Annotated in this window: 13 protein-coding genes and 1 rRNA gene; 10 read left to right on the forward strand and 4 right to left on the reverse strand. The window is 43.7% G+C overall.

Translation table 11 applies throughout. From position 1 onward, the window contains the following. Positions 1-122: ribosomal RNA gene (locus AC1U9Z_RS05675) — 16S ribosomal RNA — on the reverse strand; the annotation flags it as partial. A 585-nt stretch (positions 123-707) separates the two neighbouring features. Then, the gene (locus tag AC1U9Z_RS05680; RefSeq protein ID WP_333529038.1) at positions 708-1082 is read right to left on the reverse strand and encodes a VOC family protein; all 375 of its coding nucleotides are present in this window, start codon (positions 1080-1082) and stop codon (positions 708-710) included. A gap of 71 nt (positions 1083-1153) precedes the next feature. Between AC1U9Z_RS05680 and AC1U9Z_RS05685 the strand changes: the two genes are divergently transcribed. Continuing rightward, entirely contained in the window at positions 1154-1858 is a 705-nt protein-coding gene (locus tag AC1U9Z_RS05685) for an MBL fold metallo-hydrolase (protein WP_479956230.1), read from the forward strand. A gap of 12 nt (positions 1859-1870) precedes the next feature. On the opposite strand, the gene AC1U9Z_RS05690 is transcribed toward AC1U9Z_RS05685, so the two are convergent. Continuing rightward, positions 1871-2500: a nuclease-related domain-containing protein gene (locus AC1U9Z_RS05690; protein WP_479956233.1), complete on the reverse strand. Its 630-nt coding sequence runs from the start codon at positions 2498-2500 to the stop codon at positions 1871-1873. A 65-nt stretch (positions 2501-2565) separates the two neighbouring features. Beyond that, on the reverse strand, positions 2566-2826 hold the full coding sequence (locus AC1U9Z_RS05695; RefSeq protein WP_333529041.1) for a hypothetical protein: 261 nt from the start codon (positions 2824-2826) through the stop codon (positions 2566-2568). A gap of 285 nt (positions 2827-3111) precedes the next feature. Between AC1U9Z_RS05695 and AC1U9Z_RS05700 the strand changes: the two genes are divergently transcribed. The 9 genes from AC1U9Z_RS05700 to AC1U9Z_RS05740 all read left to right on the forward strand — a co-directional run bounded on the left by AC1U9Z_RS05700 (position 3112) and on the right by AC1U9Z_RS05740 (position 15654). Then, positions 3112-8682: an AAA family ATPase gene (locus AC1U9Z_RS05700; RefSeq protein ID WP_479956234.1), complete on the forward strand. Its 5571-nt coding sequence runs from the start codon at positions 3112-3114 to the stop codon at positions 8680-8682. A 13-nt stretch (positions 8683-8695) separates the two neighbouring features. Next, positions 8696-9643, forward strand: a complete 948-nt coding sequence (locus tag AC1U9Z_RS05705; protein WP_333529043.1) for a response regulator — start codon at positions 8696-8698, stop codon at positions 9641-9643. An 11-nt stretch (positions 9644-9654) separates the two neighbouring features. Next, the gene (locus AC1U9Z_RS05710) at positions 9655-10026 is read left to right on the forward strand and encodes an STAS domain-containing protein (RefSeq protein WP_333529044.1); all 372 of its coding nucleotides are present in this window, start codon (positions 9655-9657) and stop codon (positions 10024-10026) included. Between the two features lie 2 nt (positions 10027-10028). Continuing rightward, positions 10029-10442, forward strand: a complete 414-nt coding sequence (locus AC1U9Z_RS05715; RefSeq protein ID WP_333529045.1) for an anti-sigma regulatory factor — start codon at positions 10029-10031, stop codon at positions 10440-10442. Positions 10443-10444: 2 nt separating this feature from the next. After that, positions 10445-11473 carry an anti-sigma regulatory factor gene (locus AC1U9Z_RS05720; protein WP_479956238.1) on the forward strand — a complete coding sequence of 343 codons (1029 nt, stop codon included), beginning with the start codon at positions 10445-10447 and terminating at the stop codon, positions 11471-11473. Then, positions 11470-12318 (forward strand): sensor histidine kinase, encoded by an 849-nt coding sequence (locus tag AC1U9Z_RS05725; RefSeq protein WP_479956240.1) that lies wholly within the window; start codon positions 11470-11472, stop codon positions 12316-12318. The genes AC1U9Z_RS05720 and AC1U9Z_RS05725 overlap by 4 nt, the downstream gene beginning before the upstream one ends. 61 nt (positions 12319-12379) lie before the next feature. Further along, the gene (locus tag AC1U9Z_RS05730) at positions 12380-14308 is read left to right on the forward strand and encodes a response regulator (RefSeq protein ID WP_479956242.1); all 1929 of its coding nucleotides are present in this window, start codon (positions 12380-12382) and stop codon (positions 14306-14308) included. Positions 14309-14373: 65 nt separating this feature from the next. Further along, positions 14374-15081: a D-alanyl-D-alanine dipeptidase gene (gene ddpX / locus AC1U9Z_RS05735; RefSeq protein WP_479956244.1), complete on the forward strand. Its 708-nt coding sequence runs from the start codon at positions 14374-14376 to the stop codon at positions 15079-15081. 171 nt (positions 15082-15252) lie between these two features. After that, positions 15253-15654: a hypothetical protein gene (locus AC1U9Z_RS05740; RefSeq protein ID WP_479956247.1), complete on the forward strand. Its 402-nt coding sequence runs from the start codon at positions 15253-15255 to the stop codon at positions 15652-15654. The last annotated feature ends 82 nt before the right edge of the window (positions 15655-15736 follow it).

Here is a 15736-nt window from a genome sequence, read left to right on the forward strand (position 1 = left end):
GTTACTCACCCGTCCGCCACTAAGTATAAAATTCGCAAGCTTCCTTTTATACTCCGTTCGACTTGCATGTGTTAGGCACGCCGCCAGCGTTCGTCCTGAGCCAGGATCAAACTCTCCGTAAAATATCTTGCAATATCTTAAAGAGTTTTTGGCTCTTTTTATCCTAGATTTACTCGCTAGCGTCTTCTTGCCCCCTTTAGGGGGTTATAACGCTTGACGAGGATGTTTTTTGTGGTCGTCTTAGTTTCATCTTAACGATGACTTTTGACTTGACCTGTTTTTCATCCATCATCTGCTGTTTAGTTTTCAAAGACCGTTTGCTTGTCTCGATCTCGCGACCGGAAGCTTATCTTACCATGTCTTTCACTGTGTTTCAAGTGCAAGTTTTTGGTAGTTTGCTCACTGCCTTATCGGCGGTGGAATCATATCTTACCACTTTTTCTACGTTCGTTGCAAGTGGTAATTTTTGTTTGTCACCTTGCGGCGACATTTGTTATCTTAACACTATAATTATTGTTTCGCAATATGAATTTTATCAAATTTTGTTTATTTTTTCTAAAAAAATTAAAAAGTAATATTAAAACGTTTATTTTGTTTCTAAATCTATCTTTAAGACCCGAATACATAGTACCCAAAAACAAACACTACTCCCTAACCTAACGGCTAGAAAACAGTGTTTGTTTTGCATGTTCATCCAAAAGTACCCCCTATCCTCTGTTGGGGGGAAGGATCTCCAACCAATAATTATCAGGATCATTTATGAAATAAATGCCCATCTCCTTATTTTCATAACAAATACAACCCATTTTCTTATGGTGCTCATAGGCAGCAGCAAAGTCATCCACTGTAAAAGCGAGATGGAATTCGTTTTCACCTAAGTTATAGGGTTCGGTTCTATCCCTAAGCCAGGTTAATTCTAAGGTGTGTTTGGAACGGCCATCACCAAGGAAAACTAGGATAAAGTCCCCATTTTCATGATTGATACGTCTTACTTCCTCTAACCCTAATGCCTCTTTATAGAACTGAAGGCTTTTCTCTAAATTTAAGACGTTAAAATTATTATGGACAAAACTAAATTTCATAGAAAACCGTCCTTTCTGGATGTACGACTAAATATCAATTATAGTATACTTCATAGTGGGGTGAATTAATATTGAATAGCCAGGAATTACAGATCGAATATATTTATCACAGTGGTTTTGTTGTGGAAAGCAACACTGCATTATTTGTTTTTGATTACTTTCAAGGTTCCATCAATCTAAAAAAGGAAAAACAAATTTATGTCTTTTCCTCCCATGCCCATCCTGATCACTTTAACCCTGTGATTTTCGATTGGCAAAGGGAAAGGCCTGATATCCAGTACATCTTAAGTAGTGACATTTACCCTTTGCTTAATCCAAAACAAACAACCACTAACCTTACCTTCCTTTCTCCCTATGAAGAGAAAAAAATTGCCGAACTCCAGATCAAGGCCTATGGTTCTACAGATGAAGGTATCTCCTTTCTCATCAAGTACAAGGGTAACCACATCTTCCACGCCGGGGATCTTAATTGGTGGTACTGGTGGGGCGAATCCCAGGATGAAATTGAAAATGCGGAAAAGATGTTTAAAGGGGAAATTGAAAAAATAAAAGGGGCAGTCATCGATCTTGCCTTCTTCCCAGTGGACCCAAGACTGGAACACAATTATAGCCTTGGAGCAGAATACTTCATTCAAGAAGTTAAACCCAAAATCCTCATTCCCATGCATTTTGGAGATGACAGCAAGGTTATACACCAATTTGCCGAAAAAATGAAAAACTCCCCCACCAGAGTCCTAGCTTTGACCAGCCCAAACTCAAAGATACTGCCTCTTTGAGAAAAGTGTAAGTTAAAGCTTGAATAGTCGAAGGAATTTTTCGATATCCGGATCGGAATAGATGGGTGCTTGTTCTTCTAGTTGCTGTAAATAGCCAATTAAGCCGGGTAATCCAATGGCTTTAATCTCATTGACCTGCTTGCTTGCAGCAAATTTAAACTTGCCTGGATTGGCAAAAACAATGATGCCCTGTAATTCATGGGGTAAATTTACCTGACGGAACATTTTCGATAGTGCCGCTAACTTAGCCCGGGTTTGTTCCACCGGGCTTTTTTGCGGTACCCACATTCCCCGCTCCAATCTGAACCAATCCCCCTGCTCATTACAGGAGGCGGTATTCCAGTTCTTGGTTTCAAGACAGAATATACCGTGTGGGCCGAAAAGCAGATGGTCAATTTGGGTCTTGCCACCGGCAGCCTTGATATTGATATCATTTAGCAAGACCCAATGATCACCAAGCTCACGGGCCAATTGCTGAGCTACTTTTACCTCGCCAGATAATCCCTTGGGATAATTGAGCTTCTCTGGGCTAAATACAAGTTTCCCCAACCATGCTAACAATCCGCCTTTAGTTATACTTTCTTTAGTTATACTTTCATTGCTCAAATCAATATTCCCTGGCCAACTCAAAACCTTTGCCATGAGGCTATCACCCACCAATTATAGTTACAATTGCCACAATATAACTTGGATATAATTATACTTATTTATTTCTGTATGAGGTTAATTTCTGAATAATATCCCCACAAAGCTTCTATATACTTTGCATTAGCGGAGTCGGGGATGTAATTTACTAATTTTACCCGGCTTAATAATTCTCGCTTTATCTCTTCCTCTTGCTGTAGGTTGAGGCCCCTCACTGTTTTGGCGATAATATCTACATCCTGAAGCCCCACTACGGCATCTCCTACCTTTAAGTAAGTCCTTCTCACTGCCTTTGTATCACATAAACTTAGTTTAACGCTCATTTTACCTCCTCCTTACGACCCTATTGTGCTAGTAGAACTATCCCTCGGAACAGAAATGATAAGGTTTTAAACCTATGCTTTATTTGTTTCTATCCTCATTTAAACAGCCTTTTTATAGAAGGTCATTAATTCACCTAAACTTAAGTTTTTTGTCGAATATCATCGATATACTTCAAATTTCTTTTATTTGCAGGACATTGGAAAAAAGTGTAGAAAAATCAGTTAATAAAAGAGTCTGACAAGGCCAACTCCTTTGCTAATAAAAAACGGAGACGTGTGATAACTATGATAATTACTAATTATAGACTAATTGATAAGCTGGCCGAAAGTAAAGAGGCCGTTCTTTACAAGGCGTACCATAAAAAAAATCAAGAAAAAATGTTAGCACTAAAAGTCTTCAAGGAGTCCCTCTCTAACCATACCATATCCCAATTCAACCAGAGAATTGAACACCTAAAGGTATTAAATAATAATCTTGTCATCACGCCCCAGTCGTTAACCGCACTAGAAGGGTTATGCTTTATTACCCAGGATTTTTTTGATGGCGTACCACTTGACAGCCTGCGTGATACTCACTTTAAAATATCTTTGCAGGATTTTTTCACCATTGCCTGCCAATTGGCAAGGGCTGTGGACATCATTCACGAAGCAGGAATTATCCACGGCGGCATTAAACCGCACAATATACTGATTAACCGGGATACGCTAGAGATCCGCCTGATAGACTTTATAAGCACACGGGATGTTAAAAAAGTCAGCCATTTTATTTATGATCGTTCCTTTGTAAAAAATACTCTCGCCTATACCTCTCCCGAACAAACTGGCCGTATCAACCACAGAGTAGGTTTTTATTCGGACCTTTATTCTCTTGGCGTGGTATTTTACGAAATGTTAGCTGACTCATTGCCCTTTGCTGCCGACAATCCCCTTGAATTAATTCATTCTCATCTGGCCCAAGAGGCCCCCGATGTACATGAATTAGACCCGGGGATTCCAATTATGATAAGTAAGATCGTTTCTAAATTGATGCTCAAGGCACCTGAGAAGCGCTATCAGAGCTCAAAGGGGCTTCTAGCGGATTTGGTGCGCTGCAGGGATGAATATGCTGCCACTGGTTCGATCAAGGAATTTCCTCTGGAGGGAAGTGTTCATAACCGCAGGGATACTTTCATCTCCAAGATGGTCGGCCGTGATGACGAAAGTGAAATAATTCTTAAGGCATATGCCAAGGCCGCCCAGGGGGAGTTTCGCTCGGTGCTTATTTCTGGCCTGTCTGGTATCGGGAAGACCCGTTTAATCCAGGAACTGCAAAAACCAATTATAAAACACAAAGGCTATTTCACATCAGGTAAATTTGACGTGTATCAGAAGAATATCCCCTACAGTTCTCTGATTCAGGCCTTTCGAAATTTGATGCAAACCCTTCTAACTGAAAGTGAAGAAAGGGTTACAATTTGGAAGAAAAAAATATTGGACGCTTTGGGACAAAATGGCAAGGTCTTGACAGATGTTATCCCTGAACTCGGCCTTCTGATCGGCCCACAGCCTGCGATTCAACAACTGCCCCCCATTGAATCATTGAACAGGTTTCATGACCTCTTTGGCCGATTTTTAACCTGTATGGCCAGTGAAGAGAATCCCTTGACCCTGTTTATAGACGACCTACAATGGTGTGATACGGCCTCCTTTGATCTGCTAATAACTATATTTGCTAACTATAAGAACCACCCCTATCTATTCTTTTTGGGGGCATACCGACATAACGAGGTAGATCCGAGTCACCCCCTGATAAAGTTAATTAAGCATATCAAAGAAGGTAACCAGCCATTAGAAGAAATACAGTTGGAGCCACTAATGACTCAGCATTGTCACGAAATGGTCTCATACATTCTTGACACACCACTGACACAAACAGAAGCATTGTCGGATTTTATCAACATGCTTAGCGAAGGAACCCCCTTGTTTGTCAGCGAGAGCCTGTCGTATCTGTATAACGAGAACCTTCTCTTTCTTGATGAAAACAGGCAATGGCGATGGGACATCGACAAGATCCATCAGTCTGATATGCCAAATACGGTAGTGGCACTTTTTAGCTCAAAGGTCCAAAAGCTCCCGTCGGATCTAGTAAACTTACTGGAATTTTGCGCCTGTATGGGCAATGTTTTTTCACCTACGAATATATCCCTAATCATGGAAAGAACCCTGGTTGAAACCTTTGAGATACTAAAACCGGCCCTAGGGCAAGGGTTACTGATGGAAAATAATAACTGGTTGCAGTTTATCCATGACAAAGTCCAGGAGGCCACACTGTCCGCTATAACGGCAGAAAAACGCCGCCAAATTCACTGGCAAATCGGTAACCACCTTCTCAGAACGATACCAGAAAACAGCCAAAAGATTGAAAAATCCGAAAACCTTTTCGCCGTTGTTTCCCACCTCAATTTGGGCAGGGAAAGTGAGCTGGATTCCCAGACAACCTATCTCTTATCCAAACTCAACTACCATGCCGGCAATAAGGCCTTAAATGCTCTGGCTGCAAAGGCGGCAAACGATTATTTCCGCCTTAGCAGGGAGTTACTACCGACTGACTGCTGGAAGGACGGACACTATGAACTCACTTTTCGGGTATTCCAAAAAGCGGCAAAGGCAGAATTAATGTGTGGCAATTACGAGAACTCAGAGAAACTGCTCACTGAGCTTCTCGACCATGCCAAAAGCGATTTGGACAAGGCCGAATGCTTAGTAGAACAGACAACCTCCTTATCCTCAATAGGCGATTTTATTAAGGCCATCGAGACGGCCAACCGCGGCCTTACCTATTTCGGCAAGGCCGTCCCGGCAAGTCCAGAGGAAGCCAACTTGAGAAGGAAAGAGTTGATCGCTGAAATAGCCTCAAAGGGCGATATCTGGGAGACCCTCAGGAACATGCCCCTTACCACAAGCAGAGAGCACCAGATTGAGTTTGCATTTTACAGTGAGCTTATACCTGACCTTTATCTATCCGGTCTTGTGCCGCAACTTTATTTAACGGCAGCACAGGCGACCCTGCACTGCTTATCCAGTGGTATGGATGCGTCCGTTATTTATGCTTTTTGTGCGATGGGCCTTATGCACACAGAACAGGAGGAGTTTGAACAGTCCTTCAAATATGAAGACCTTATTCGTGACCTGTGTGCAAAATATCCAAACACTTTAGGAGCAACCCGCGGCATGAATGGGAATGTATATATCCTAATGCACTTGAGAAGCACTTCAAGGGAGATCGTGGACTACTGTCTCAAATCGATTCGATGTGGGATAAACTGCGGTGACTTGTTTAACAGCAGCCTTTCATATGGTCCCCTGATGTGGAATCTCCAGGTTCAGGGCACGGACCTGTCTAGTATAGACGCTTATGCCAAGGAATGCCTTCAGTTTTCCAACAGATATCATCTGTCCTTGTCCAGAGGTCTTGCCGAAGCTATGCAGGCAGGCTGGATTGAGCCTATGAAGAAGCACTATCGGCCAGAATCTATGGAAGAAAAAACAAGGCAATGGGAGCAGGATAATCACATTGTTTCAATAGCAAGCTATTACATCCACATGGCCCTGTCCCATTACTATTTTGGCGAGCATCATGAGGCCGAAGAGTACCTGGTTAAAGCACAACCCTACTTGGTAGGCCTTTCAGCCAGTGTACTGAAAAGACAATGGCGTATCTTTCGGGTGTTGAATACCCTCAAACTGTATGAGCAAGGGGCCAACTTTGGAAATAGACAGGAATTGCTGGCAGAAATCCAGCCTTCCATTAAAAAAATTGAGAGGTGGGCTGGCTTAGGACCTTTATTAAAACCCTACCTTGCCTTTATTTATGCCGACCTTGAACGAGTTTCTGGGGGGGTTAAGGAGGCCCGGAGCCTTTATCTCGACGCGATAGATCTTGCACATCAACAAAAATATACGCTTCTGGAAGGTCATCTTAACGAATGTCTCGGAGAACTTCTCCTACAAGCTGGCCTGCATACGGAAAGGGTATATTTTGTCGAGGCTGCCCGTTTGTACAAGAAATGTAACGCAGAACGAAAAAGAATAAATTTAATCGAAAAATACTCGGATTATTTCGAGAACGAAAAACCTTCTATTCCATACCAAGGGACGGCATCTCCCACCAGCCTCCTACCGGACCTGGATACAGAATACCTTATGAAATCAAGCCACGCCATTTCAGCCGAAATAGAGCAGGGTGCCCTGCTGAAAAAAATCATGGATGTTGTAATCGAGTGCTCCGGGGCCCAGCGTGGCTATCTGCTAATAGAAGGAAATGACAATCTATTCGTCTATGCGTCAAGTAATATCTCGGAAAAGCAAGAGATCCAGGCGTTTAATCAAAAACTAGAGGATGTTGCAGATATCTGTAAAGCAATTGTCCGTTATGTGTACCGAACCGGAGAGACGATGATTCTTAATGATGCCTCTTATGAAGGTTTGTTCAAAGACAACCCTGAAGTCCAACAACTGCAACTGCGCTCCATCCTCTGTTTGCCGATGATTAAGCAATCAAAAATGATCGGCATAATGTACCTGGAAAACCGTTTGACTGATTCCGTGTTTACACCAGAAAAGACACGGATGACGGAATTGCTCATGTTGCAAGCAGCCATTTCCCTTGAAAACTCCCGGTTGGTAGAGGATATGAAAAAGGCGGAGGAGACCCTGCGCGGCGTAAAAGAAGAGCTAGAGCTGCGGGTGCGTGAGAGAACTGCGGAACTGGCTATGGCTAATGAACTTCTCCAAAGGGACATCAGCGACCGTAAGCGAGCCGAGGAATCCGTGAAGCTTGAAAGGCAGCGTTTCAATAATATCATGGAGATGCTGCCGGTTTATTTGATATTGATGTCACCGGATTATCAGGTGCCCTTTAAAAACCGAGTCTTCCGGGAGCGTTTCGGCGGTTCACACAACCGCCGTTGTTTTGAGTTTTTGTTTGGACGCAGCGAGCCCTGCGAGGATTGCCAATCCTTTAGCGTCCTAGAAACCATGGCACCACAGGAGTGGGAATGGGTCGGCCCGGATGGCCGCAACTACGATATCTTTGATTTCCCCTTCACGGATGTGGACGGCTCCACCCTCATCCTGGAGATGGGCATTGACGTCACCGATCGTAAAAAGGCAGAGGCAGAAATCCAAAGGCTCTACAGAGAGCTTGAACAGCGTGTTGACGAACGTACAGCCCAGCTGCAGATAGCCTTACAGGAAAAGGAGACACTTCTTAAAGAGATCCATCATCGCGTCAAAAATAACCTTCAGATCATCCATAGCATGCTTAATCTACAGTTGTCTCATATCAAAGATGATCAGGCTATTCGGATGTTAAAGGAGAGTAAAGACCGTGTATACTCAATGGCCCTTATTCACGAGAAACTATACCAGTCCAAGTCGCTGGCAACCATCGATCTTAGCAGATACATTCCGAGCCTAATCGATAACCTCTCCCTCTCTTACGGAGCTGCTGAAAGAGGCATCCGATTCCAGGTGGATATTGAAAAAGTTTCGTTAGGTGTTGATACCGTAATACCCTGTGCTCTAATCATCAACGAACTTGTTTCCAATTCACTTAAACATGCCTTTGTTAATTGTTCGAAATGTACGGACCGGCCAGACAAAATCCATGTTGATTTATGCCGGGATAACGAGAATAAACTTATACTAATCGTTGGCGATAATGGTATCGGTCTGCCTAAAGGCTTCAAAATAGATAATTCTGAATCACTGGGACTGAAATTAGTTAGCGTGCTGGTAAAACAGCTCAGAGGTAACATAAAAATTAGTACTAGCGGTAACACCGAATTTGTTATTACCTTTGAGGCATCAAAATAAGGAGGGCGACCCAATGGGCAATGTAAAGATACTGATTGTTGAAGACGAAGGTATTGCCGCTCTTGATTTGCAACAAACGCTAAAACGCATGGGATATCTTGTCACTGATATGGTATCTTCTGGTGAAGAAGCGATGCAAAAAGCAGAGGAGACATGTCCTGATCTGGTGTTGATGGATGTTATGCTGCAGGGAGAAATGGACGGTACGCTAGCAGCCCAAGAGATACACAGCCGTTTTGATATTCCGATTGTATATATTACTGCTTATACAGATGAGGATACATTAAGACGCGCAAAGATAGCAAAACCATTTGGCTATATAATTAAACCCTATAAAGAGAGAGAATTGCAAATAACAATCGAAATGGCATTGTTTAAGCACAGTGTGGAAACCGAACGCAAGCGGGCTGAGGAGGCCCTGCAAAAATCAAATGAGGAACTGGAGGTACGTGTCAGGGAGAGGACCGCGGAGCTAGAAAGCCTTAACCAAGCACTACGCGAGGAGATGTCAGAAAGAATTCGGGTCCAGGAAATTATCTCTCGTCAGGCTCAGGAAATTCTTGAGGTTGCTACCCCCGTATTAAGTATTTGGGAGGGCATTGTAGCCGTACCTCTGATCGGCACACTGGATAGTATGCGGACCCAGCAATTAATGGAGCAACTGTTACAAAAGATCGTGGATACTGGTTCATCCGTTGCCCTGATTGACGTTACTGGCGTTCCCGCCATCGATTCCCAAACTGCCCGGCATCTAATAGAAACGATCAGTGCGGTACGCCTCTTAGGGGCCGAGGTGGTGTTAACGGGAATCCGCCCTGCCATCGCCCGTACTCTTGTACAGTTGGGCATTAACCTTTCCAATGTGAAAACTTGCTCCTCATTATCGGCCGGGCTTAAACTTGCCTTGGCTATGTTAAAACTTCAGATCGTCAGCCGGACTTCAACTAACGGGTGTGCATAGGAGGTATTGTGATGATCAACGAAAGCATTTCAGTAATCAAAATCCGCGACATACTGCTGGTCACCATGCCACCAGATCCCGATGATCACTCCATTACCGTCCTCCAGGATAAGATCCTAAATACCATGCAGCGTTATCAGGTTAAAGGATTGATATTGGACATCTCCTCGATCAAGACGATGGACTCTTTTCTTGCCCGTGTGGTGGTAGAAACAGCCCAAATGGTGGTCTTGATGGGCGGCAAAACAGTTATTGCTGGTATGCAGCCCAGTGTTGCCATTACCGCCACCCAGTTGGGTTTGACACTGGGGGGTGCCCTTACAGCCTTGAATGTGGATCTCGCCCTGGAGATGGTCAGCGACAACTTTAAACGGGGGTTATGATCATGAACGAGGATACCCGTGGAGAGGTAGTTATCAATAATGAGAGTGACATCATTGTTGTACGGAAGAAAGTGCGAGAGGCTGCAACATTGCTGAACTTTAGTCTTACAGACGTAACGCGCATCGTTACAGCGGCCTCAGAGCTTGCTAGAAACGTTTTTTTGTATGCAGGTTCGGGTGTGATGAAGTGGCAAACCCTTAAGTCAAGCAATACCGTTGGTATCATGTTGAGCTTTAAGGATAGTGGCCCTGGCATCACCGACTTGGAACTGGTAATGAATGACGGTTACTCCACCAGCCGTGGCCTTGGCCTGGGACTCCCTGGATCCCGAAGGTTAATGGATGACATGGAGATAACATCTCAAGTAGGTAAAGGCACCACCATCGTTGTCAAGAAATGGCGGAGGTGCTATTAAAAATGTCCCTTTCAAATTTGCATGAGTTTTCAATATACCATTTAGGTGATACATATGAGGCACGACGATTCATCAAGACGATGGCCATCGGGCAAGGCTTTAATCCTCAAGAGAGCGAAGAGTTTGCTATTGTCGCGAGCGAGTTGGCTACAAATCTGATCAAGCATGCCCAAGGCGGCCAATTAATCATATGTCCCCTAGAGGACAACGGACGTCTGGGCATTAAAATAGAAACACTGGACGACGGCTCGGGAATTGCCGACGTTGAGCAGGCAATTACGGATGGTTTTTCTGCCACTGGCAGCCTTGGCTACGGCTTGGGCACAATCAACCGTCTAATGGACCAGTTTGACATCCAAGCCAGACCAGACGGCAAAGCCGGTACCAAAATCACATGCATACGATGGCGGCGTGAACCTATCCAAATAACTAAGACCTGCCCGGTTTCCTTTGGGGTTGCAACCCGAGCTTACCGTAATCTTCAATTCAATGGGGATGCCTTTGTCATCAAGCGATGGAATGAATTTGCCCTGATTGCCCTCATCGATGGGTTAGGGCATGGACAGTATGCCCATATCGCTGCCCAGACAGCTCGGGACTATATCGAAAACCACTACGTTCAGCCACTGGATGCACTGTTTCGTGGGTCGGGACGAGCCTGCCGCTCTACCCGGGGAGTGGTGATGGCCTTAGCCCGATTTGATTGGCAAGAGGGGACCATTCACTTAAATTTTGCCAGCGTTGGCAACATTACAGCCAGAGTCTTTGGTAGTCCAAACCCGAAGAGTTTCCTTACGCACCGAGGAATTGTTGGTCTTAATGCTCCTCATCCAGTTGTCTCTGCGTACAACTGGCATTCGGAATTCTGTTTAATACTGCACACGGATGGCTTATCTACGGACTGGCACTGGAACGACTTTCCTAACCTGGCTGTGGAGTCCGCTACTCGTGCTGCCCAACACCTGCTGCTAAAACTGGCCAATGGTAACGATGATGCCACTATCATTGTGGTGAAAGGTGATCCCCGATGAACGAAAGAAGTGAAACAATACTTTCTTTAAAGAATCAGTTGGCCGAAGCACTTAAAAGAAACCGCCTGCTCCAGGAAGAATTGGCTGCAACAAACAGCGGTCTGCTGGCCTTGACTTTGGAGCTTGAGGCCAAGAACGAGGAAGTTCAGGTTATCACACAACAGCTTGGGCAAGTATCTAGAATGGCAACCATGGGCGAACTGGCAGCGAGCATCGCACACGAACTAAACAACCCCCTGACAACGGTCAGTCTAAGGGTGGAATCTTTGTCCGCTCAGATTTCTGCTGACGATCTAAAGCAGCGATCTTTACAAATTATCTTCCATGAAATCGAGCGGATGAGCACCCTTATCAAAAACCTGCTGGATTTCAGCCGACGCGGTCAAAGACAGGTTTCCACAGTCGATGTCTGCCGGGAACTAGAGCACACCCTGGAGCTTATTTATTATCTATTTCGCAAAAAAAGGATTACTATCAAACGGGAGTATCAATCGGAATTGCCTAAGATTAATGCAGACAGCCAGGGGTTGCAGCAGGTGTTCATAAACCTATTCACGAATGCCTGCGATGCGATGCCTCAGGGCGGAACACTAACGATTAGGGTATTTATAGATCCTATCGATTCCGAGTATATCGCTATTGAGTTTAGTGACACGGGTATAGGCATTCAGCCCGAAGCCCTGTCCAAAGTGATGGATCCCTTTTTTACTACTAAACTAAAAAATAAAGGCACTGGGTTGGGCCTAGCCATTTGTCGTCGTATTATGCAGGAGCATCATGGTTTAATCAATATCACCAGTGAAATCGGTAAAGGCACCACGGTTTCTTTGAAATTGCCCTTATAATGTACATTTGATAAACGAAATCTAAATTCGTTTTCCTACGGTTGATTGGGGGTTGCGCACATTGGTTGATACCATAAAAAACCGGATTTTAGTTGTTGATGATGAGGTCGAATTATTGACTGCCTTATGTGAAATTCTTAATGAAAAGGGGTACGAGGCCTTAGGTTTTTCATCCTGCAAAGATGCCTTCACCGCTTTAATCGAACAGGATGTAGATATACTTTTAGTCGATTTAATGATGCCTGAAATGGATGGAATTGAGTTTTTATCAGAAGCGCAAAAAATTGACCCTAATGTTATTGGCATCCTCATGACTGGTTACGGAACAGTGCATACAGCAGTAGAAGCTATGAAGGTCGGAGCATGTGACTATGTGTTAAAGCCTTTTAAAATAAACATGCTGCTGACCGTGTTGAACCGTGCCTTGGAAATGAGACGTTTGAGGAATGAAAATTTACAGCTTCGCGAGACGATGGCTATTTATGATCTTTCAACTGCTGTTTCCTCCACCTTTGAAATGCCGGTAATTCTAAATAAGATTGCTGACACAGTTCTTAAGCAGTGTGAAGCCGATGAAATGTCCGTCATGTTGCCCACAAACAGTGGGAATGAATTTTATGTTGCCGTTGTCCGGGGTGAGCGAAACGAAAATATTTTGGGGGAATGTATCCCCATTCAAGATGGTATTGCTGGCTGGGTAGCCTCTAACCAACAGGAACTATTAATGGACGGGGAAGTTCATGATCCCCGTTTTTCTCCAATTCGGCCCCGCCCGGAAATCAAGTCCTCCCTTTCAATGCCACTGCTTGCAGGCGGAAAATGTATTGGGGTATTGAATGTTAATTCATTGAAAAGAAAATCATTTTTCCACAAAAAATTTAAGGCTTTAAAAATTTTAGCCTGCACGGCTGCCATTGCCCTGAAAAACGCTCAACTTTATGCAGAATTACGGGAGAGTGAGGCACGATACCGTCAGATAGTAGAAACAGCCACCGAAGGCATCTGGGTTGTCGATGGAGCTTGCAGAACAACCTTTGTCAACAAATGGATGGCTAAAATGCTCGCCTGCACGGTCGAAGAGATAATAGGAAAATCCTTTTTTGACTTCATCGATGACGATTGGATTGCGGCAGCTAAGAATATTGTTAATCATCGCATACAAGGAATTTCGGAGCAGCATGAATTTATGTTTCGCCGCAAGGATGGCAAAGAATTATGGGTAATTTTATCTGATAACCCCTCTTTTGAATCAAATGGGCAATATTTAGGATCGGTGTCCATGGTTACCGATATTACTAAGCGCAAGCACTTAGAGCAAGAAATGGTACGCCTTGATCGCCTTAATCTAATTGGTCAAATGGCTGCCGGTATAGGTCATGAAATAAGAAATCCCATGACTTCCGTACGAGGATTTCTACAAATACTTGGACGCAAAGAAGAATTCGCAAAAAACAAGACATACTTTGACCTAATGATTGATGAACTGGATCGAGTAAACTACATCATTACGGAGTTTATTTCTCTAGCTCGAATTAAGGTCTTAGACAAAAAACGAATCAATCTAAATGCTATAATCGAGGCTCTCTTACCGTTAATTCAAGCCGATGCAATCAAAAATGAAAGATATTTAAAAGTCGAACTTGGGGAAATTCCTGATTTGCTTTTAGACGAAAAGGAAATCCGACAGATCATACTCAACTTTGTTCGCAACGGTCTTGAAGCATCACCACCAGGCAGTGATTTGACCATCCAATCATTTATCGAAGGCGATCATGTTGTTTTAGCCGTGCAGGATAAAGGTGAGGGAATCAAACCTGATGTTCTGGAAAAAATCGGAACACCGTTCTTTACCACCAAAGAGAATGGAACCGGCTTAGGTTTGGCCGTATGTTACAGTATCGCCGCCCGTCATAATGCAAAAATAGAAATAAAAACGAATGTAGGTGGTACAACATTTTTTGTGCAATTTAAAAAATTTGACAACCAATAAACCTTATATTTATTAGAACCTTAGATGGGGCACAATTAAGTTATCGAATTGATAAGGAGGCCCCTATGAAGGCTAAATATATTTTTATGGTTGCTCTTGTATTTTTCCTGGTGGCAGTTTTACCCGGCACCAATAGCAGGCTATATTATCAGCCATCATTTAAACTCTTCCTTGGGGGCAACGCGACTCAAAGTGATTCTGCCCGTAACCGCGAGGATTTTAATAGCGACCTGGTAAAGCTCAAGGAGTTAGATGATTCCTTTGTTTATGACCTAAAGTATGCCTCCACCGATAACTTCACCGGAAAAAAGATTTATAGTCATGCCATTTGTTTAATCCATCGGAATACAGCACAAAAACTAATCTCTGCCAACAATGATTTTAAACAGCTTGGCTATAGAATAAAAATATATGATGCCTATCGGCCCTATTCCGCCCAAAGGATACTTTATGATGCCGCAGAAAACAAAAACTTCTTAGCGGATCCAGAAAAGGGTTCCAACCATAACAGAGGAACTGCGGTGGATATAACCTTGGTAGATAAATATGGTCATGAACTTCCCATGCCATCTAATTTTGATGAGTTTAGTATACGATCTAGGATTAATTACTATCGTACAGAAAAGGAACGAATCAGTAACCGTGAACTCCTTGGCAGGATAATGGTTAAACACGGCTTTAAAAGGATAGGTAACGAATGGTGGCATTTTGAAGATACAGAGTCTAAAAAATACCCCCTTTTGGATATACCCTTTGAGGCTTATGCCCCCTAGAATCATGGCATAACCCCCTATACGGACAAAGGTTACGCCATGATTCTAAGTTTATGCTCCGGGTTCATCACCAGAAATTGCATTGACAAAAGCATTTAAGCTGGGGTTGGTGGCCTTCTCTTCCGCGAAGGAAGTGCCTCCATTGAAATAGCAATAGACAGTCTGGATCAGATGGCCAAGCTGCCCCTCAAACTTATCTACCTAGGGCATGGTACAGCGATCGCCAACCCACTGGAAACAATCGATAAGGCCAGATTCCGTTTGGAAAAGTGGCTGAGAAGCCCGGAAAAAGTTGCGTGGCATGCCTGCAAACGAATATTTTCCTATGCTCTCATGATCCGAAATGGGCTGCCTGAACATGAAGTCGTTGACTACTTAATGAAGTGCGAATGGTATCATGACTTTAGTACAAATATTTTTAACCTTAAACCGATTGACTTTATCCAGCCTTTGCTGGACGAAATGCTCAGATCCAAGGCTGCCCACTGGCAAAACAACAGACTGATGCCCAGTACTCCCTATAATTGGCCAGATATACAGACTAACGAAGCGGAAAAGCGATGTAGGTTGTAGCGCCGTATCGTTAACGATCTTCGATAAAAACTTGCGAAGCATTCCGGACACTGGTATAAGACAGCCACTAAGATAGTAGAAC

Source organism: Desulfotomaculum sp., assembly GCF_982386235.1.

What these genes read in the sequence shown, in the direction of transcription:
- AC1U9Z_RS05740 (WP_479956247.1), top strand. Translation starts at nt 15,253, where the DNA reads ATGGCCAAGCTGCCCCTCAAACTTATCTACCTAGGGCATGGTACAGCG.
- AC1U9Z_RS05695 (WP_333529041.1), bottom strand. Translation starts at nt 2,826, where the DNA reads ATGAGCGTTAAACTAAGTTTATGTGATACAAAGGCAGTGAGAAGGACT.
- AC1U9Z_RS05715 (WP_333529045.1), top strand. Translation starts at nt 10,029, where the DNA reads ATGAACGAGGATACCCGTGGAGAGGTAGTTATCAATAATGAGAGTGAC.
- AC1U9Z_RS05700 (WP_479956234.1), top strand. Translation starts at nt 3,112, where the DNA reads ATGATAATTACTAATTATAGACTAATTGATAAGCTGGCCGAAAGTAAA.
- ddpX (WP_479956244.1), top strand. Translation starts at nt 14,374, where the DNA reads ATGAAGGCTAAATATATTTTTATGGTTGCTCTTGTATTTTTCCTGGTG.
- AC1U9Z_RS05705 (WP_333529043.1), top strand. Translation starts at nt 8,696, where the DNA reads ATGGGCAATGTAAAGATACTGATTGTTGAAGACGAAGGTATTGCCGCT.
- AC1U9Z_RS05710 (WP_333529044.1), top strand. Translation starts at nt 9,655, where the DNA reads ATGATCAACGAAAGCATTTCAGTAATCAAAATCCGCGACATACTGCTG.
- AC1U9Z_RS05680 (WP_333529038.1), bottom strand. Translation starts at nt 1,082, where the DNA reads ATGAAATTTAGTTTTGTCCATAATAATTTTAACGTCTTAAATTTAGAG.
- AC1U9Z_RS05725 (WP_479956240.1), top strand. Translation starts at nt 11,470, where the DNA reads ATGAACGAAAGAAGTGAAACAATACTTTCTTTAAAGAATCAGTTGGCC.
- AC1U9Z_RS05720 (WP_479956238.1), top strand. Translation starts at nt 10,445, where the DNA reads ATGTCCCTTTCAAATTTGCATGAGTTTTCAATATACCATTTAGGTGAT.
- AC1U9Z_RS05690 (WP_479956233.1), bottom strand. Translation starts at nt 2,500, where the DNA reads ATGGCAAAGGTTTTGAGTTGGCCAGGGAATATTGATTTGAGCAATGAA.